18 protein-coding genes are annotated in these 18,629 nt (G+C 67.9%); 6 read left to right on the forward strand and 12 right to left on the reverse strand.

Features of this window, described 5'->3' with window-relative positions; genetic code table 11:
• Nucleotides 1-52: 52 nt before the first annotated feature.
• Together AC5P98_RS19495 and hrpB are read right to left on the reverse strand one after the other, a co-directional pair.
• Complete coding sequence (locus AC5P98_RS19495; RefSeq protein ID WP_014648816.1) at nt 53-427, reverse strand: hypothetical protein; 375 nt, start codon at nt 425-427, stop codon at nt 53-55.
• Nucleotides 428-620: 193 nt separating this feature from the next.
• Nucleotides 621-3,125, reverse strand: coding sequence for an ATP-dependent helicase HrpB (gene hrpB / locus AC5P98_RS19500; RefSeq protein WP_049406686.1), 2,505 nt, complete (start codon nt 3,123-3,125; stop codon nt 621-623).
• A 67-nt stretch (nt 3,126-3,192) separates the two neighbouring features.
• Between hrpB and AC5P98_RS19505 the strand changes: the two genes are divergently transcribed.
• On the forward strand, nt 3,193-3,990 hold the full coding sequence (locus AC5P98_RS19505; RefSeq protein ID WP_032961515.1) for a TatD family hydrolase: 798 nt from the start codon (nt 3,193-3,195) through the stop codon (nt 3,988-3,990).
• A gap of 55 nt (nt 3,991-4,045) precedes the next feature.
• Here AC5P98_RS19505 and AC5P98_RS19510 read toward each other — a convergent pair whose 3' ends face one another.
• From AC5P98_RS19510 to AC5P98_RS19530, 5 genes are all read right to left on the reverse strand, one after another.
• On the reverse strand, nt 4,046-4,930 hold the full coding sequence (locus AC5P98_RS19510) for a Rossmann-fold NAD(P)-binding domain-containing protein (protein WP_049406684.1): 885 nt from the start codon (nt 4,928-4,930) through the stop codon (nt 4,046-4,048).
• A complete protein-coding gene (gene panE / locus AC5P98_RS19515) occupies nt 4,927-5,865 on the reverse strand; it encodes a 2-dehydropantoate 2-reductase (RefSeq protein ID WP_014648812.1) in 939 nt (312 codons plus the stop codon). The genes AC5P98_RS19510 and panE overlap by 4 nt, the downstream gene beginning before the upstream one ends.
• A 187-nt stretch (nt 5,866-6,052) precedes the next feature.
• Entirely contained in the window at nt 6,053-6,820 is a 768-nt protein-coding gene (locus AC5P98_RS19520; RefSeq protein WP_049406681.1) for a hypothetical protein, read from the reverse strand.
• Between the two features lie 349 nt (nt 6,821-7,169).
• Nucleotides 7,170-7,961 carry an ABC transporter permease gene (locus tag AC5P98_RS19525; RefSeq protein WP_014038898.1) on the reverse strand — a complete coding sequence of 264 codons (792 nt, stop codon included), beginning with the start codon at nt 7,959-7,961 and terminating at the stop codon, nt 7,170-7,172.
• Nucleotides 7,958-8,926: an ABC transporter ATP-binding protein gene (locus AC5P98_RS19530; RefSeq protein WP_005411567.1), complete on the reverse strand. Its 969-nt coding sequence runs from the start codon at nt 8,924-8,926 to the stop codon at nt 7,958-7,960. Before AC5P98_RS19530 ends, AC5P98_RS19525 begins: the two co-directional genes overlap by 4 nt.
• Nucleotides 8,927-9,010: 84 nt before the next feature.
• Between AC5P98_RS19530 and AC5P98_RS19535 the strand changes: the two genes are divergently transcribed.
• The gene (locus AC5P98_RS19535) at nt 9,011-9,760 is read left to right on the forward strand and encodes a ferredoxin--NADP reductase (RefSeq protein WP_014648809.1); all 750 of its coding nucleotides are present in this window, start codon (nt 9,011-9,013) and stop codon (nt 9,758-9,760) included.
• Between the two features lie 190 nt (nt 9,761-9,950).
• On the opposite strand, the gene AC5P98_RS19540 is transcribed toward AC5P98_RS19535, so the two are convergent.
• From AC5P98_RS19540 to AC5P98_RS19550, 3 genes are all read right to left on the reverse strand, one after another.
• Nucleotides 9,951-11,120 (reverse strand): lytic polysaccharide monooxygenase, encoded by a 1,170-nt coding sequence (locus AC5P98_RS19540; RefSeq protein ID WP_049404905.1) that lies wholly within the window; start codon nt 11,118-11,120, stop codon nt 9,951-9,953.
• A gap of 181 nt (nt 11,121-11,301) precedes the next feature.
• Nucleotides 11,302-12,471: a lytic polysaccharide monooxygenase gene (locus tag AC5P98_RS19545; protein ID WP_049404906.1), complete on the reverse strand. Its 1,170-nt coding sequence runs from the start codon at nt 12,469-12,471 to the stop codon at nt 11,302-11,304.
• A 191-nt stretch (nt 12,472-12,662) separates the two neighbouring features.
• Complete coding sequence (locus AC5P98_RS19550) at nt 12,663-13,190, reverse strand: DUF1203 domain-containing protein (protein WP_032959047.1); 528 nt, start codon at nt 13,188-13,190, stop codon at nt 12,663-12,665.
• 296 nt (nt 13,191-13,486) lie between these two features.
• Here AC5P98_RS19550 and AC5P98_RS19555 point away from each other — a divergent pair, with 296 nt between their 5' ends.
• From AC5P98_RS19555 to AC5P98_RS19565, 3 genes are read left to right on the forward strand one after another with little or no spacing between them, the layout of a single operon-like run.
• Nucleotides 13,487-15,013 (forward strand): alpha/beta hydrolase, encoded by a 1,527-nt coding sequence (locus AC5P98_RS19555; protein WP_041863953.1) that lies wholly within the window; start codon nt 13,487-13,489, stop codon nt 15,011-15,013.
• Nucleotides 15,010-15,756, forward strand: coding sequence for an ABC transporter ATP-binding protein (locus AC5P98_RS19560; protein ID WP_495230168.1), 747 nt, complete (start codon nt 15,010-15,012; stop codon nt 15,754-15,756). The genes AC5P98_RS19555 and AC5P98_RS19560 overlap by 4 nt, the downstream gene beginning before the upstream one ends.
• Nucleotides 15,753-16,937, forward strand: a complete 1,185-nt coding sequence (locus AC5P98_RS19565) for an ABC transporter permease (RefSeq protein ID WP_049404907.1) — start codon at nt 15,753-15,755, stop codon at nt 16,935-16,937. The genes AC5P98_RS19560 and AC5P98_RS19565 overlap by 4 nt, the downstream gene beginning before the upstream one ends.
• Nucleotides 16,938-17,009: 72 nt before the next feature.
• Here the strand turns inward: AC5P98_RS19565 and AC5P98_RS19570 are convergent, their stop codons facing one another.
• Entirely contained in the window at nt 17,010-17,435 is a 426-nt protein-coding gene (locus AC5P98_RS19570) for a DUF7832 domain-containing protein (protein WP_049404908.1), read from the reverse strand.
• A 66-nt stretch (nt 17,436-17,501) separates the two neighbouring features.
• On the reverse strand, nt 17,502-18,287 hold the full coding sequence (locus AC5P98_RS19575; RefSeq protein WP_049404909.1) for an AraC family transcriptional regulator: 786 nt from the start codon (nt 18,285-18,287) through the stop codon (nt 17,502-17,504).
• A gap of 77 nt (nt 18,288-18,364) precedes the next feature.
• On the opposite strand from AC5P98_RS19575, the gene AC5P98_RS19580 reads away from it, so the two are divergent.
• Nucleotides 18,365-18,619: a hypothetical protein gene (locus AC5P98_RS19580; protein WP_032959056.1), complete on the forward strand. Its 255-nt coding sequence runs from the start codon at nt 18,365-18,367 to the stop codon at nt 18,617-18,619.
• Nucleotides 18,620-18,629: the final 10 nt, after the last annotated feature.

An 18,629-nucleotide genomic window follows, 5' to 3' on the forward strand; every position in this document is an offset into this window, starting at 1 on the left:
GCTCGGGGTCAGATCCCTTCCGCAGGAAGGGCTCTGACCCGGTCGGTCACACTCACGCGTCGCTGCCGATATCGCTGTGCTCGTCCACCACGGTGTCGTTGCGGCGGTCGCGTGCGTGGATGCGCTGCGCCTGCCCATTCACCACGTGGCCATTGGCAGCCTTCTTCTTCTGCTGCTTGCGGTACAGCGCATAGCCCAGCAGGCCGACGCCGACGGCAGCCGCGGCAATGGTCACGGCCGGGTTGCGGCGGGCGAACTTGGTGGCGACCTTGCCGCCGGTCTTCACTGCGCCGAGGGCGGCGCCGGTCTTGATCCAGTCCGCGTTGCGCAGGCTGCCACCGGCGCTCTTCAGGCCATCGCCGGCGGTGTGGGCCAGCTCCAGGGCGCGCTCCAGAGCGCGGTCGGTGATTACGGTCAGCTTGCTCATGCGGGGGTCCTTTGCCTCGGGTCGAAGTCCAGTGTCGCGTGTTGCCCGTAAACGGTATGTCAGTCGGGGACGCACGTGGTGTGACTTTACCGCAGCCATTCAGGATCAGGCAGGCTCCGCACCCGGTAGTGCCGGCCGCTGGCCGGCAATGCTCTCCGCCAGGGCGCTGTCGGCCAGCGGCCGGCACTACCAATCAGGTTCCGCGCGGCTTGGCCCGGTGCGTGGCCGTCGCCGTCCACGGATCATCCGGCCATGGGTGGCGCGGGTAACGGCCCTTCATCTCCTTTTTCACTTCGGCGTAGGTGCTTTCCCAGAAGTTGCGCAGATCCTGGGTGACCTGCAGCGGGCGGCCGCCGGGGGAGAGCAGGTGCAGGGTCAGCGGCACGCGGCCATCGGCGATGCGCGGCGTGTCGGCCAGGCCGAACAGTTCCTGCAGCTTCACCGCCAGCACCGGCGGCAGCGGATCGCCGCTCTCGCTGTCCAGCGCATAGGTGATCGGCCGCTCCAGTCCGGATGGCACGGTGATGCGGGTCGGCGCATGACGCTCGACCAACTGCCGTTGTGACCACTCCAGTGGCGATTTCAGCGCCTCGCCGAAGCTGGATTCATCCAGCGCATCCAGTCGCGTCCTGCCGGCGAACGCGGGCTGCAGCCATTGTGCGCGCGTGGCCAGCAGGGCATCGTCGCTGCAGTCGGGCAGGCCGAGCTCGGGCATCCAGCGCCGCAGCGATTCCACCCGTGCCTGCCACTGGCGCAGGCCCTCGGTCCACGGCAGCGCCTGCAGGCCGAGCTCGGCCACCGCATCGGTCAGCGCCTGCGCGGCGTGCTGCGGATCGACCCGGCCGGCCGAGCGGCTGTCCAGCACGATCCGGTCGAAACGGGTCTCGCGCAGCGCCACCAGGGCGCGTCGCTCGCTGTCCCAGCGCACCACGTCTTCGGTGACAAAGCGCTCCGGCCATGCCTTGCGCAGCTGGCCTTCGTCCACCGGTGCGGCACGCAGCAGCAGCGCATCGCGCGCCTCGAAGCGCAGTTCGCTGGCCACCAGCCACGGCTCACCGCGCAGGTCACTCAGTTCGTGCAGGCGCGCGCTGCGGCCATTGGCCAGCAGGTAGCGCAGCGGATCGCCGGGATGCTGGAAACCGATCCGGTCGGGAAAGGCGTGTGCAAGCAGATCGCCCAGTTCGTGCGCCTCGATGCTGGCCGGCGGCGTAGCCTCGCAGCGCAGGCGGCGACGCCACTGCTTGGCGGCGGCATCAATGGCGGCCAGCCCGCTGCGGTTGGCATCGCCCGGCGCGCGGCCAGTGCGGAACGCGGCCAGTGCGCGCCAGCGGGCCGCCAGCGCGTCACCGCCCTGGCGCAGCGGGTCGCGCGCTTCCAGCAGGGCGGCCAGATCGGCGGCCAGCGCCTGCGCGCGGGCATCGGGCGCTGCCAGCAGCATCGCCGCCATCCGCGGGTGCGTACCCAGCGCCAGTACACGGCGCCCGAGTGCGGTGATCGCGCCCGAGTCCGACAGTGCACCCAGGCGTTGCAGCAGTTCGCGCGCCGCACCCATCGGGCCGGCCGGTGGCGGGTCGAGGAAGCGCAGGTCGCTGCTGCCCCACGCGGCCAGTTCCAGCGCCAGTCCGGCCAGTTCCACCTGGTCGATCTCGGCGCGGCGCTGCGGCTCCAGCCGCTGCGACTGCGGCCACAGCCGCCAGGCCACGCCCTCGGCCACGCGACCGGCACGGCCCGCGCGCTGGTCGGCCGACGCCTGGGCGATGGCGACCACGTCCAGCCGGGTAAAGCCGCTGTTGGGGTCGTAGCGCGGCTCGCGCGCCTGGCCGCTGTCGATCACCACGCGCACGCCGGGCAGGGTCACCGACGACTCGGCCACGTTGGTCGCCAGCACCACGCGACGGCGGCCATCGCTGGCCATCTGCAGCACGCGCGCCTGTTGTTCCACCGGCAGTTCACCATGCAGCGCCAGCACTTCGACGCCGGCATCCAGCGATTCCTGCAGACCAGCCTGGACGCGCGCGATCTCGCGCTGGCCGGGCAGGAACACCAGCAGGTCACCGGGGTGCTCGGCCAGTGCCTGCTGCACCGCGCGCCGGACCTGCAGTTCCAGGGCTTCGTCGCGGCGCGCCGGGAAGTGGCTGATCGCCACCGGATAACTGCGGCCCTCGCTGCTCAGCCGCGGCGCATCGAGGAAGCGTGCCAGCCGCTCGCCGTCCAGCGTGGCCGACATCACCACCAGGCGCAGGTCGTCGCGCAGCTGCGCCTGCACGTCCAGCGCCAGCGCCAGGCCCAGATCCCCACTGAGATGGCGCTCGTGGAATTCATCGAACAGGATCGCGCCGACGGTTTCCAGCATCGGGTCGTCCTGCAGCATCCGGGTCAGGATGCCCTCGGTGACCACCTCGATGCGGGTGCGCGCGGATACCTTGTTCTCGAAGCGGATGCGGTAGCCGACCGTGCCGCCGACCTCCTCACCCAGCTGCCGTGCCATGAACAGCGCCGCGCTGCGCGCGGCGACCCGGCGTGGTTCCAGCAGGATGATCTTGCGGCCCTGCAGCCACGGTGCATCCAGCAGCGCCAGCGGCACCTGGGTGGTCTTGCCGGCGCCAGGTGGGGCCTCCAGCACCAGCCGTGGTTGCACGGCCAGCTGCTGCTGGATCTGTGGCAGCAGCGGGGAAATCGGGAAGAGCGGGGCGTTCATATGCAAAGGATAAGGGGCCACGGCAGGCGCAGGTACAATGCGCGGGCACTTTCCCCCCGCGATGACCATGCACCTGATCGATATCGGCGCCAACCTGACCCACGACTCCTTCGACCGCGACCGCGATGCCGTGCTGGACCGCGCGCGCCAGGCCGGCGTGGTGCAGATGGTCATCACCGGTGCCAGCCGCGAGCACTCGCCACTGGCCCTGCAGTTGGCCCAGCAGCACCCCGGCTTCCTGTACGCCACCGCCGGCGTGCACCCGCACCACGCGGTGGAATACACCGAGGAATGCGATGCCGAAATGCGCGCGCTGCATGCCCACCCGGAAGTAGTGGCGGTGGGGGAGTGCGGGCTGGACTACTTCCGCGATTTCTCGCCGCGCCCGGCCCAGCACCGCGCGTTCGAGCGCCAGCTGCAGCTGGCCGCGGACAATGGCAAGCCCCTGTTCCTGCACCAGCGCGATGCGCATGCCGATTTCATGGCACAGATGAAGAACTTCGAAGGCCGCATCGGCCCGGCGGTGGTGCATTGCTTCACCGGTGAGCGTGACGAGCTGTTCGACTACCTGGACCAGGACTGGTACATCGGCATCACCGGCTGGCTGTGCGACGAGCGCCGTGGCGCGCACCTGCGCGAACTGGTGAAGAACATCCCGGCCAACCGCCTGATGATCGAGACCGACGCACCGTACCTGCTGCCGCGCACGCTGAAGCCGATGCCGAAGGACCGCCGCAACGAACCGATGTTTCTCTCGCACATCGTGGAAGAACTGGCGCGTGACCGTGGCGAGGACGTGGCAGTTACCGCCGCGAATGCAACGGCCGCGGCGCGTACGTTCTTCCGCCTGCCCGGCGCAGGTTGATGGTACTGCCGGCCGCTGGCCGGCAACACGGTTGATTGCCGGCCAGTGGCCGGCACTACCGGAGCAGGTCGCGCAGGCCCTCACGGTAGCTGGGGAACCGCGGCGCCCACGCCAGTGCTTCACGCGTGCCACGGCTGTCGATGCGCTTGTTGCTCTGGTAGAAGCGTCGCAGGGTCGGGCTGAGCGCAGGGTCGTCCCATGCCACGGCAGGTGGCATCGCAAACCCGCCCAGCTGCGCGGCGAAGGCCAGTACCTCCTGCGGCGGTGCCGGCTCGTCATCGGCCGGCAGATACAGGCCATCCACGCACGGCCGCTGCATCGACGCGATAACGACCGTCACCAGGTCATCCACGTGCAGCCGGTTGAATAGCAGCCCGGGACGCACTACGTGGCGGGCACGTCCCTGCGCCAGCTGCAGCAGCGCATTGCGCCCCGGCCCGTACAGGCCGGGCAGGCGGAACACTGCCGATGCGATGCCGCGTTCTCCTGCAAGCGCACGCCATTGCGCTTCGGCCCGCAGGCGCTGCACGCCGGCTGCTTCAGTGGCATCGGCTGCGCTGCGCTCGTCGACCCAGCCGCCGGCGCGGTCGGCATACACCGAGGTGGACGACAGGTAGCCCACCCAGCGCAATGCCGGGCTGGCCAGCAGCGCGGGCAACAGCAGGCGCAGTGCAGGATCGCCATCGGCATCGGGTGGCACGCTGCACAGCACGGCCTCGGCCTGCGCGATCTCATCGAGCAGGGCGGGCGATGGCGTGGCATCGGCACCCAGCGGATGGCGACGCAGACCATCGCGTGGTGCCGATGCGGGATCGCGTACCGTGCCGGCGACGTATGCGCCCAATGCCTGCAGATGTTGGGCCAGCGCACAGCCACTCCAGCCCAGCCCGAGGATCAGCACCCGCGAGGGCAATGCACTGGCGGCGGAGATGAAGCTCACGCGCCGCGCAGTGCCTGGTAGGCCTGCAGGCTGCTGTAGGCGACCTGCAGCAGCAGGGCTTCCTGGTCGGCCTTGCGCGCGCGGGCCAGCATGTCGCCGACAATCTGTTCGGCCTCCACCTGCTGGCCGGCTTCCAGGTCACGCAGCATCGATGCCTTCAGTGCCGAGCCGGCCTGGGTCAGGGTGCCGCGCGCGGTGTCCTGCGCGGCCTCGGGAACCGGTTCGCCGGCGGCTTCGGCCACGGCCAGGCATTCGTCGTACAGGCCGCGCACGATCGCCTCGCCATCATCGGTGGCAACGATGGTGCCGATGTCGGCGCGCAGCAGGCAGGTCGCCGCCGCCAGCGCGGTCAGGAAGGTGTACTTGATCCATTGTTCCTGGCCGATGTGTTCGCTGGCCAGGTGATCAAGATGGGCCTGCGCGCAGACCGCAGCGAAGGCGCGTACGCGCGCCGAGGCCGCGCCGCCGTCGCGCTCGCCGAAGGTGAGCTTGGCCGGTTTGCCCAGGTGCAGCACCGCACCGTCGGGGGCCTTGGTGGCGCTGATGAAGCACAGGCCGCCAAGCACGGCGTCGCGGCCGAAGCGCGCGTCCAGTGCGTTGTAGTGATGCAGGCCGTTGAGGATCGGCAGCACGGTGGTGCCTGCGCCCACGGCCGGGGCAATGGCGTCGATCGAGCTGTCCAGGTCGTAGGCCTTGCAGCTGAGGATGACCAGGTCGAACGGCTTCTGCGCGGCCAATGCGGGCAGTGCATCAGCGGTGACATGCTGCACGGGGAAGCTGGCATCGCCGAGCGGGCTGCGGATGACCAGGCCGTCGCGATCCAGCTGGGCGGCACGCGCGGGGCGCACGAGGAAGGTCACGTCCACACCGGCCTGGGCCAGGCGACCACCGAAGTAACCGCCGGTACCGCCGGCGCCGAGGATCAGGATGCGCATTGCACGTTCACCGTGTTCTGGGGAATCAGGATTTCGATTGTGCCGGAGATCGCGGCCAACGGCGGTGCCCCTCGTGGTGGTTCGCGGGAAGCACGGTTCAGTGGGGTTGGCCGGGTGCGGCCACCACGGAAAACAGATCAGGAGCGGAAGCGGGCCGCTCGCTGCGCGAGCGCGTGTAGAACCGCGCTCAGGGCAGCTGTTCGCTGAAGCCTTCGGTGTATCCCAATAGAAGCGTGGTGCGGGAGGACAGCGTTGCAGCCAGTTGTGACCAGGTGTCGTGCGTTCCGGCAGCGTAGACGCGCTGCAGGTCCGCGACCAGAGCGTCCGCTTCCGCAGGCGACGGCGCGCTGTCACGCTGGAAGCCCAGCCACGATGCGCCAAGCCCGAACAGGCGGTAGTCGTGGTGCTTTTGCAGGTGCCGGATCAGGGCGTGGTTCTGGAAGATGTTCCAGTCCGCGCTGAAGTAGCCGTTGGGCAGGGCGGCGATCAGCAGGTCGTCACGATCCACGGGCACCTGTTGCACGCAGACCACCTCGTCGACGATGGGGTCCGGTGCGGCATTGGCCGCGACCAATGCCTCGATGTCTGCGTCATTGCACATCAGCGTGCCCGCCAGCGCGCTCCATTCCAGCCGATGAGAGGAATGCTCGAGCTGCGCGACCACATGCGCCAGCAACCGCCCGCGTGCCGCCAACGCATCGTCGGGGGTTGCCGGGTCTTCGTCCTCGTAGAGCGCGATGCGCGCGTCGTCTGACGCGTGCATGCTGGTGTAGCGGCACTGGCCGGCATCATCGAGCGTGCACAGGTAGCGATACCGGGGATCAGCCGCGTGCCGCGAGGCCAGGTATTCCAGCACCTCATCCAGCGTGGGTGAATCGCCCAGCAACGCATGGCTGAAGGCATCGATGGGGCCGTCCGACACGGCTTTGTCCAGCGCAATGGAAGTGATCTTCATCGCCACAGCCTAGCTGCAATCCCGAACGAGAAAAGCGGAACATCGGCTTTGCCGTGAAAGCTCCATCCACGCATGGCGTCGATCCATCGTGTCGACCAAGGTCGACACCTACCAACAGCAGCGCAGAACGACATCCCGGCAGATCGCCGGAATTTGTCGAAGGCCGGGTGGGGCCGATTGCGGGGGTGTCCGCGGCATGGATGCCGCGGCCAAGCCCCCAGGGATGGGTTTACGGCGTCCCCCGCAATCGGACCCACCCCGCCATCCCAAGGAATGCCAGCTTTTGCCGTTGCCGTTGAAGTTGACGTTGATTCGGCGGGTGCAGGGCCGCAGGCCCTGCAGGCCACCCTTAGCTGCGCATGCCCACGCCACGGCGCAGCAGCCACAACGCCAGCGCCGTCAGCGCCACCACGAAGCCGATCATCAACCCATAGGCCACCGGCAGCGGCACATCGCTGCTGCCCAGCAGGCCATAGCGGAACGCATTGACCATGTAGAAGATCGGGTTCGCGTGCGTGGCCGCTTCGGCCCAGCCCGGCAGCAGCTTCACCGAATAGAACACGCCACCCAGGTAGGTCAGCGGGGTCAGGATGAAGGTCGGCACGATCGCCACGTCGTCGAACTTCTTCGCATACACCGCATTGATGAAACCGGCCAGCGAGAAGATCGTCGCGCCCAGGATCACCGTGGTCAGCATCACCAGCGGGTGCGGAATGCGCACCGGGGTGAAGAACATCGCGATGATCAGCACGATCACGCCCACCATCAGGCCGCGCAGCACGGCGCCGGCCACGTAGCCCCACAGGATCACCCAGTTCGGCATCGGGCTGACCAGCAGCTCTTCCACGTGGCGGCCGAACTTGGCACCGAAGAACGAGGAACTGATGTTGCCGTAGCTGTTCTGGATCACGCTCATCATCACCAGGCCCGGCACGATGAACTGCATGTACGTGTAGCCGCCCATGTCACCCACGCGCGACCCGATCAGATTGCCGAAGATCAGGAAGTACAGGGTCATGGTGATCGCCGGCGGCACCAGGGTCTGGCCCCAGATGCGCATGATGCGGGCGACTTCGCGGCGCACGATGGTCATCAGTGCGATGCGGTTGCGCTGGCCGTCGGTCAGCTCGGTGGTGCTCATGCAGGCTTCTCCAGGTTGCCGGTGAGGCGCACGAACAGCTCCTCCAGGCGGTTGCTCTTGGTACGCATCGAACGCACGCGGATACCGGCCTCGTTGAGCGTGGCGAACACGCGGTTGAGGTCCATTGCGCGCGGCATGTCGATGTCCAGCGTGTGCGGGTCCGGCGCGGTCAGGGTCGCGCCCTCGATCACCGGCAGCTGCGCCGGCAGGTCACCGTCGATGTCCAGCAGGAAGCCCTCCACGTCCAGCTTGGCCAGCAGGGTGCGCATCGGCCCCTGCTCGACGATCTGGCCATGGTTGATGATCGCCAGGTGGCGGCACAGGTACTCGGCTTCTTCCAGATAGTGCGTGGTGAGGATGATCGTGGTGCCGGCAGCGTTGATCTCCTTCAGCACGCGCCACATGTCGCGGCGGATCTCGATGTCCACGCCGGCGGTCGGCTCATCCAGGATCAGCAGGCGTGGGCGGGTCATCATTGCGCGGGCGATCATCAGCCGGCGCTTCATGCCGCCGGACAGCGTGCGGCTCATCACCTGCGCCTTTTCCCACAGGTGGGCCCGCTTCAGTTCCTCTTCGGCGCGCTGCTCCGCTTCCTCGCGCGGCACGCCGTAGAAGCCGGCGTAGTTCACCAGGATGTCGAAGGGCTTTTCGAACAGGTTGAAGTTGATTTCCTGCGGCACCAGCCCGATCAGGCGCATGGTGGCGCTGCGGTTGCGCACCAGGTCGCTGCCGAACACCTCCACCTGGCCCTCGCTGAGGTTGACCAGGGAGCTGATGATGCCGATCAGGGTCGACTTGCCGGCACCGTTGGGGCCCAGCAGGGCGAAGAAGTCGCCCGGGGCCACTTCCAGGGAAACCCCCTTCAGGGCCTGGGTGCCGTTGTCGTAGGTCTTGCGCAGGTCGCGCACGCGCAGGGCGGGCGCCGTATCGTTCTGGGATGCCAAGCTCGAAGCCTTCGCGCCCATGGGCTGGCGCTGGAGAGGGGCGGGGAGGGGCTATTATAGAAGACCCCGAGGGCTTGCCCCGGCTACACACTGTCCCGAAAAGTCGTGCCTGTTCAATTCCCCCTCAAGCTGGTCGGCCGCCGCATGCTGGCCCCGACCGTCGGCCACTACCAGTTCGTGCGTGACGATGGGCAGCCGCTGGATTTCCAGCCCGGCCAGTTCATCCAGGTCCATTTCAGCTACGCCGATGGCACCGAAACCAAGCGCAGCTACTCGCTGGCGACCATTCACGACCACGCACTGGGCCCGGGCGAGGCGGTGGATATCGCGGTCAGCTTCGTGCCCGGTGGCGCCGCCACCGCGCTGTTCGAGGCGCTGGAGCACGGCGGCCAGATCAGTGCGTCCGGCCCCTACGGCCGCTTCTGCCTGAATCCCGGTGACCACAATGCCCGCTACCTGCTGATCGCCACCGGTACCGGCGTTACCCCGTACCGCTCGATGCTGCCGCTGCTGGAAAAGGCCATGGCCGAACGTGGTGCGCAGATCGTGCTGCTGCAGGGCGCGCGCAGCCCGGGCGAGCTGCTGTACAGCGAGGACTTCTACAGCTTCGCCGAAAAACACCCGAACTTCCGCTATGTTCCGTGCCTGTCGCGCGAACTGCCCGCCGATCCGCATCCGGACGTGCAGCACGGTTACGTGCAGCAGGCGCTGGCCGGTTTCACGCCGGACCCGGCCACGGACATCGCCTACCTGTGCGGCAACCCGGACATGGTCGATGCCTGCGCCGAGCTGCTGAAGGCCGCCGGCCTGGGCAACCCGCAGATCCGCCGCGAGAAGTACGTCAGCAGCAAATAGGTCCGGCTGGTGCCGGCCGCTGGCCGGCAACCCCACGAACCCCGGTAGTACCGGCCGCTGCCCGGCAACGGCATGAACCCCGGTAGTACCGGCCGCTGGCCAGCAACCGCACGAACCCCGGTAGTGCCGGCCGCTGGCCGGCAACCCTGGAAACCGGAGGCGACCCCACGCCGCCCCCGGTGCCCTGCCTTCAGTACTCGATCCAGGCATCACGCCAGGCAGAGCCGGTACCCGGGCGGTAGGCCTCTGCATTGATGTTGCACCAGGCGCCTTCCGGGAACGGGCGGCAGGCATACAGCTTGCCGTCGGTGCCCTTCACCACGGTCTGGCCCGGCGTGTAGCTGCCGATACCCGCGGGGTATACGAAGTCGTAGTCGTCAGCCGGCGGCGGATCGATCGGATCGACCGGATCCGGCACGCGGGTATCGAGCTGGAACAGGTGGCCTGGCTTCAGATAGACGCGGTTCCCGGTAGCCGAGGCGACGGGCGTGATCACGCCGTTCTTCATCACCCCCACGCGCGCCTGCTGCGCAGTGCCATTGACCTTGTGGGCCAGTGCCAGCGGCCACTGGTTCGCAGCGGTCTGGCCGGCGGCAAGGGTGATCTGCGGGCTTTCCAGATCGTTGCCCTGGGCGTTGAAGACCCGCAGGGTCAGGACGGTGCCCACGTCCAGCGCACCACGGGCAGTGACCGGACCCGCGTCCTGCCACTGCGGCGGCGGGGTCACACCACCGCCCCCCTCGAAGCGCACGTCTGCGCAGGTATAGAACGCCTCGCCCGAATCCGAGCGCTGCCAGGTGTTGTAGATGATGTGCTGGCCGCTGCGCTTGGGTAGCGGGCAGTCCAGCTTGTAGACGTCGCCGGAGACCGGCACGTTGCCCAGCGTGCAGAATTCCTGCAGGTCGGCCCAGCGCAGCGGGCTGCCCGGTTGCCAGCCATCGCGGGTGACATAGAACTTCCACTCGCGGGTGGCATGCGGGGCCGGCGCCTTGAACTCGAACGTGTAGCGGCCACGGGCGTCGGCACGGATCGGCGAGGTCTGCCAGTCACTGCGGTTCAGATCCAGGCCGCGGTACTTGCGGTTGCCGCCGCTGCACAACTCGCCATCGGGCACGACGGCCTGGTGATTGCCATTGGCCTCGGCCTGGTTGATCCCGGCCCAGTCATAGAACGGTTGCGCACCACCGATGGCCTTGGCGGCAGCGCAGGCGGGGTTGGTCGGATTTTCGGGATTGCCCTGGTAACAGGCATAGACACGGCTGGCGGGTGTGGACAGGGTGCCGTGGGCGAACGCGCTGCCAGAGGTGGCAATGCCTGCGATCACAGACAGCGCGATGACAGTCCGGTGTGACAGATGCATGGAGATCTCCTGTGGGTGGTGAAACCCCGCGAAGTCTCGGCATCCCGCCCGCCCGCATCCATCGGATTACGTTGAAAAAAGCATCGCGTGGTTGCACATGGGAACGGCTTCACACTCACGCGCTGGTGCGTCTCACGCTATGCAGGGAACGGCGCTCTGCCACCGTTCCCTGTACCCGGTCTCAGTATGCAATCCACGCATCGCGCCAGGCCGCACCCACACCCGGCCGGTACGCCTCGGCGTTGACGTTGCACCATGCACCTTCCGGGAACGGGCGGCAGGCGTACAGCTTGCCGTCGCTGCCCTTCACCACGGTCTGGCCCGGCACATAGCTGCCGATGCCCGCCGGGTACACGTGGTCGAAATCACCGCCCGGTGACGGTGTACCCGGGTCGGGAACCTGGGTATCGAGCTGGAAGCGGTTGCCGTCCTTCAGGTACACGCGGTTGTCGGTGGCCGAGGCGGTCGGCGTGATCACGCCATTGGCAAGCACGCCCACGCGCGCGTGCTGGGCACTGGCATTGACCTTGCGGGCGAGCACCAACGGCCACTGCGCGGGTGCGGTCTGGCCGCTGGCCAGGGTGGCCTCCACACGTTCGACGTCATTGCCGTTGGCGTTGAACACGCGCAGCGCCAGCGTCGTGCCAACCGGCAGCTCACTGCGTGCAGTGACCGGGCCGGCGTCCTGCCATTGCGGTGCCGGTGCGGCCCCTCCGCCTCCCTGGAAGCGCACGTCCATGCAGGTATAGAACGCCTCGGTCGAATCCGAGCGCTGCCAGGTGTTGTAGATCACATGCTGGCCGGTGCGCTGCGGCAACGTGCACTGAAGCTTGTAGGTGCCGTCGGCCGACAGCGGCGTATTGCCCAGCGTGCAGAACTCCTGCAGGTCGGCCCAGCGCAGCGGGCTGCCCGGCTGCCAGCCTTCGCGGGTGACGAAGAAGCGCCAGTCGCGCGTGGCGTGTGGTGCGGTCGCCTTGAACACGAAAGTGAACTTTCCATTGGCATCGGCCTGGATCGGCGTGGTCTGCCAGTCACTGCGGTTCACGTCCAGGCCGCGGAAGGTCGGGTTGTTGCCGCTGCACAGCTTCCCGTCGGGCACCACGGCCTGATGGTTGCCGTTGGCGTTGGCCTGGTTGATGCCGTTCCAGTCGTAGAACGCCTGTGAACCGCCGATGGCCTTGGCCGCGGCACAGGCCGGGTTGGTCGGGTTCTCGGGATTGCCCTGGAAGCAGGCATAGACGCGGCTGACCGGCGTGGTCATCGTGCCGTGGGCGAACGCGCTGCCGGCCAGGCACAGGCCCGCAGCGGCGAACGAGGTGGCCAGCAACAGCGGTGTGGAACGGAATGACATGGCGCATCCTTGTGGTCGTCGAAAGGGAACGGTGACCGCAGGAGCTGCGCTGCGCGGCGGACTTTCGGCGGCACCACGGCGAGTATCGAGTCGCACTGCAGGCGACGGAACCATCGCAGTGCCGATCCGTGACTGCGCATGTGAAGCCCTTCCCGCAGGCTTCACGCAGGGCTGAACGGATGCGCTGGACGTCACGTGACCGGCGTGGCATCGATCACGTCATGGAGATCACGCGACGCAGTCCCGGTAGCCACGCGATCTGCCTGGCACGAGAAACAGCCATGCGCCGCGTTGTGCAGCTGCACGAACGCCACCGACGGGTCGGCAAACAGTGCATCCAGGTGGTCGGCCACCTCGGTGCCCGCGCAGACCTGGGCACCGCACATCAGCGCGGCGTGGTCATAGGCACGCATCGAGATCATCCGGCGCTGCACATACGGGGGCACCTCGCCCGGCGGCAGGACGCAACGGGTCACGCCGCGCTGCACGAAGATCGGGCCGGCGGCGCGGTACGGCGAATGCAGCGGCAGGTGGACGTGGGACAGCAGGAGCAGCTCGCTGCCAGGCGCGGGGTCGCTCAGGCTGATCCGGCAGGGATGTCCGCCGTTGGCGCCGGCCCAGCGACGCTGGATGCCGAGCGTGGCGAGCGCGCTGTCGCTCATCTCGAACAGGTGCAGGAAAGGGCGGTGGTCGATGCCGCCGAGGTACCACGCGTGCATGGGCGTCTCCTTGGGTTTTCCGCGGATTGTGCGCATGCGCCGGTCGCCGTGCTCGCCGTTTTCAGACCCCGCATCGCCGTCGGGCCGGAACACTGGCCCTTGGGGTGCTGCTGGCCGCCGCCGATGCCGCCCTGCACGGGCCAAGGCCGAGCGCGGGACTGCCAGGTCTGCGCGCCGTCGGCGGCGGATTCGTCATTGCCCATCGCCGTCGGCGCGTTGCCCGTGTAAGTTGGGTCACATCTTCCGCGGCAGCCCGTCGTGGTCGACAGGAACGTCCTCCAGGGGAAACGAGCACGATGCAAAGACACCACCTCGCGCTGGCCGGGATGCTGGCCAGCCTGATGCTTGCCGGGTGCAGCCAACCGCCGCCGGCCGCCGCCGGAAGCGCCAGCGATGCACCCAGCCGCCGCTTCGGCACGATCGACTTCCAGCCCTGCACGTTGTCCACCGAAGGCGCCAGCGCCAACGTGGAGGCGCAGTGCGCCACCCTGCAGGTGCCGGAGAACCGGGCCCAGCCCGATGGCCGCCGGATCGGCCTGCGCATCGCCTGGCTGGAATCGGGCAGCAGCGGCGCCAGCCAGCCCGACCCGGTGTTCTTCCTGGCCGGCGGCCCCGGCCAGGCGGCCAGCGAGGTGGCGGTCATCGTCGATACCGCACTGCGCCAGGTGCGCAAGCAGCGCGACGTGTTCCTGATCGACCAGCGCGGCACCGGCGGCTCCAACCCGCTCAGCTGCCTGGGCGCGGACGGCAAGCCGCTGCAGATGGACGAGGATGCCGCGCCTTCCGAGGCATCGCTGCGCGACTACGCCCAGCGCTGCGCCGCATCGCTGCAGGGGCGTGCCGATGCGCGCTTCTACACCACCACCGAGGCGATCGCCGATCTGGATGCGGTGCGTGCGGCGCTCGGTGTGGACCAGCTGAACCTGGTTGGCGGCTCCTACGGTACCCGCGTGGCCCAGCGCTATGCCGGGGCCTATCCGCAGCACACCCGCAGCATCGTCATCGATGGCGTGGTACCGAACGAGCTGGTGGTCGGTGGCGACTTCGCGACCACCTTCGAGGATGCGATCGCCCTGCAGTCGGCGCAGTGCCGCAAGGATGCCGCGTGCAGCAAGCGTTTCCCGACCGATACCCGCGCGCAGCTGCGCAGCGTGGTCGACACCCTGCGCCGTGCACCGGTCTCGGTCGAGTATCGCGACCCGGGTACCAACGCACCGCGGCAGGATGTCCTGACGCCGGACAGCGTGGTCGGCCTGGCCTTCGCCTTCTCCTACGTGCCGCAGTATTCCTCGCTGCTGCCACTGGTGCTGGATGAAGCCGCACACGGGCGCTATGCCCCGTTGGCATCGCTGGCGCGCGGCGCGAACCGCAGCATGGATTTCCAGATCAACCGCGGCATGCAGTGGTCGGTGATCTGCAGCGAGGATGCGCCGCGCTACCACGCGCCGGCCGAGGACCCCGAGCGGCTGTTCGGCAACGAAGTGGCCAGCGCCTTCTTCGCCGCCTGCCCGGTGTGGCCGCACCGTCCGGCGCCGGCAACCGATGCCGTGCCGCTGCGCAGCGACGTGCCGGCACTGCTGCTGTCCGGTGAGCTGGACCCGGTGACCCCCCCGCGCTACGCCGCACAGGTGCTCAAGGGCCTGCCCAATGGCCGTGCGCTGGTCGCCCGTGGCCAGGGCCATGGCACGTTGACCGCCGGCTGCATGCCGCGGCTGCTCGGCCAGTTCATCGACAAGACCGATGCCAAGGCGCTGGATGCCGGCTGCCTGGACACGCTGAGCTACGTGCCGGCGTTCACCTCGTTCAACGGATGGGAACCATGATCGTCGCCGACAACCTGCACAAGGCCTTCGATACCCCCACGGGCCGCATCCAGGCGGTCGCCAACGTCGGCTTCCGCGCCGGCGATGGGCAGATCACCGGCCTGCTCGGCCCCAACGGTGCCGGCAAGACCACCACCATGCGCATGCTCTACACGCTGATGACCCCTGACCAGGGCAGCATCAGCGTCGATGGCATCGATGCCGCCGGCAATCCGGTGGAGGTACGTCGCCACCTGGGCGTACTGCCCGATGCGCGCGGCGTCTACAAGCGTCTGACCGCGCGCGAGAACATCGCCTACTTCGGCGAGCTGCATGGCCTGTCGGCCGAGCGCATCCGCGAACGCATCGAGGTGCTGTCGCACGCGCTGGACATGGGCGACATCCTCGACCGGCAGACCGATGGCTTCTCGCAGGGCCAGCGCACCAAGACCGCGATTGCCCGCGCGCTGGTGCACGATCCGCGCAACGTCATCCTCGACGAACCGACCAACGGCCTGGACGTGATGACCACGCGCGCGCTGCGCCGCTTCCTGCTGGGCCTGCGCGAAGAGGGTCGCTGCGTGATCCTGTCCAGCCACATCATGCAGGAGGTGGGCGCGTTGTGTGACCACATCGTGATCATCGCCAAGGGCACGGTGATGGCCGCCGGCAGCGCCGATGATCTGCGTGCGCAGGCCGGTGAAGCCAACCTTGAGGACGCGTTCGTGAAACTGATCGGCAGCGAAGAGGGCCTGCACGCATGAGCATGATGTCGACCCTGATGACGGTGATGCGCAAGGAACTGCGCGACCTGTCGCGTGACCGCCGCACGCTGCTGCTGACCCTGCTGTTCGGGCCGCTGCTGTACCCGGTGCTGCTGCTGGGCATGGGCAAGCTGGCCGAGAGCCGGGTGCGCACCCAGATCGAGGAGCCGTTGCAGATCCCGACGATCGGCGCGGAGAACGCGCCGAACCTGGTGCGCTTCCTCGCCGCACAGGGCCTCAATGCCGCACCGGCGCCGAAGGACCTGGCCGAGGCCATCCGCAGCCAGGATATCGATGTGGCGCTGCGCATCAGCGGGGACTTCGGCAAGGACTGGGCCGAGGGCAAGCCGGCGCTGGTGGAGGTGATCAAGGACAGCACGCGTCGCGCGGCCGAGGTACCCAGTGCACGCCTGGAGGCGGCGCTGGCCACCTACAACGGCCAGGTCGGTGCCTTGCGCCTGATGGCACGCGGCATCGATGCACAGGTGGCACGCCCGCTGGACGTGGCACGCCAGGACCTGGCCAGTGCCGAAGCCAAGCGCGGCATGATCCTGTCGATGCTGCTGCCGGTACTGCTGACGCTGACCTCGTTCATCGGGGGTGCCTACCTGGTGATGGACGCCACCGCCGGCGAGCGCGAGCGGCAGTCGCTGGAACCCCTGCTGGCCACGCCGGGCTCGCGCAGCGCGATCGTCAGCGGCAAGATCGCCGCCGCCTGCGTGGTCGGTTTCGTGTCGCTGCTGCTGACCCTGGTCGCGTTCAAGGTGAGCGCGCAGATCGCACCCGGCAACATCGGCCGCCAGTTCAACATGAACGTCGGCTCGATGCTGCAGATGTTGCTGGTGATGCTGCCGATGCTGCTGATCGGTACCTCGCTGCTGACCTTCCTGTCGGCCGCGGCCAAGAGCATGAAGGAAGCGCAGAGCCACATGACCTGGCTGATGCTGCTGCCGATGCTGCCTGGCTATGCACTGGTGGCCTACCCGCTGAAGAGCGAGATGTGGCAGTACGCCGTGCCGTTCCTGTCGCAGAACCAGATGCTGCTGAAGGTGATCCGCCACGAGACCATCACCCCGACGGTCTGGGCGATCTACCTCGGCGCCAGCCTCGGCCTGGCCGCCGTGCTGTGGTTCGCCGCCGTGCGCCGCTACCACAACGAGCGCCTGGCCATCTCCGGCTGACCGCCACGGGTAGCGCCGGGCCATGCCCGGCGGAAATGAAACGAGGCCCGGTCATTCCGGGCCTCGTTGTTTTCAGGTTTGTGTTGCCTGCCAAGCGGCGAAGCGCTGGGCGATCACCGGTGCCAGTCGGTCGAAGTTTTCCCAGGTATCGGCGACGTGGTACAGCGAAGGAAGATCGTCTGCGAGCAATTCGATGTAGTCATCGGGATACAGGCAGTCATCCGCTTGGTAGTACTCCAGCGTGAATGCGTTCGCCTCATCGTTGATCATTTCGTCAAGGAACTTGCCATCACACACCAGCAGGAACTGACCGGGTGTCATAGCACGCCGAGTCAAGGATCTCAGCTCCTCCTGCATGTCGTCGGCCAGTTCTTCGCCTGCCATACCCCGCAGTAGGAGCCATGCCACGTACATACCGATATGCGTTGCACCGGCCTCGGGCGGAAGCTCGGCAGGAAAATCACCGTCGGAATGCCAGCTGGCGTCGTCGTACTTCATTTGTTTTCCTTTTGAAATGACAACCAGCTTAGGTCGCGAGGAATTGCGGCGGGAGTGTCAAATACGTCAGCCTTCGCTGTACCGCGCAGGCGTTACCCCCATCTCGCGCTTGAACACGTTGATGAAGGAACTGGGCGTGTCGTAGCCCATCGACAGGGCGACGCTGATCACCCGTTCGCCTGCCAGCAGGCGTGGCAGTGACAGCAGCACGCGCAGGCGCTGCCGCCACTGGCTCAAGGTCATGCCTGTTTCGGCCTGCCAACGGCGGGCGAGGCTGCGGCTGGACAGTCCACTGGCGGCTGCCCACGCTTCGACGCTGCGCAGGTCGTCCGGCGAACGCGCCAGCGCCGCCGCGATCCGCCGCAACCGGCGATCCCGCGGCTGTGGCAGGGCAAATGGCAAGGGAGTGCTGGCACGGATCTCATCGGCGATGACGCCGGCCAGGCGTGCCTGCGCAGCGTCCAGTGCCTGATGGGGCCAGCGCAGTGCGCGCGTCACCGCCGCCTGCAACAGCGCATCGGGTTGGAAAATACGGGGCAGCGGGGGCAGATCCAGGCCGGTATCGGCGCGGACGTACAGGCTCCAGCCATCGAATGCGTCTGCCCCTATCAGGGCGTGGGGCAGCAAGGGCGGTATCCAGGCAACATGCCCCGCCGGCAGCAGCCAGTGCAGGTCGCCGGCCTCGATCCGCAGCAGGCCGTGGTGGGCACCCAGCAACTGGCCGCGCACGTGCTGGTGGCGCGCGGTGCGGCGCCGTCCCGGCACCCGCAGCTGGGAGGCCATGACGAGAGGACCGCCTTCAGCGTTCGCCAAAGCGGGGTCAATCAGCACAGGTGATGTCTGATCTGCCATATCCAATGGCAGTTATACGGCAGAACTGCCGATGACTGGGCGTCACACTGGGCTCCCGATCCCACAGGAGCATCACCATGCAGCCGCAGGACATTCTTCCCGACCATCAGAACGAGGTGCAGGTAAACGGCCTCACCGTGCGCAAGGGCAGCGTCGGCGCCTTCCTCGCCAGCGTCCGTGACTGGCAGGACCCCGCCAGCGATGACGCCACCCGCGTCACCGCCGAAGCAGATCTGCGTGGGCTGCTGCCGGGCCTGCATGCGCTGGGCCTGTTCCAGGTGCTGGCCGCGCGCGATCCGGCACTGCAACGCCTGATCGACAGCCTCTCCTGAAACGAACACG

This window comes from Stenotrophomonas sp. YJH_SMC_135 (genome assembly GCF_059372355.1).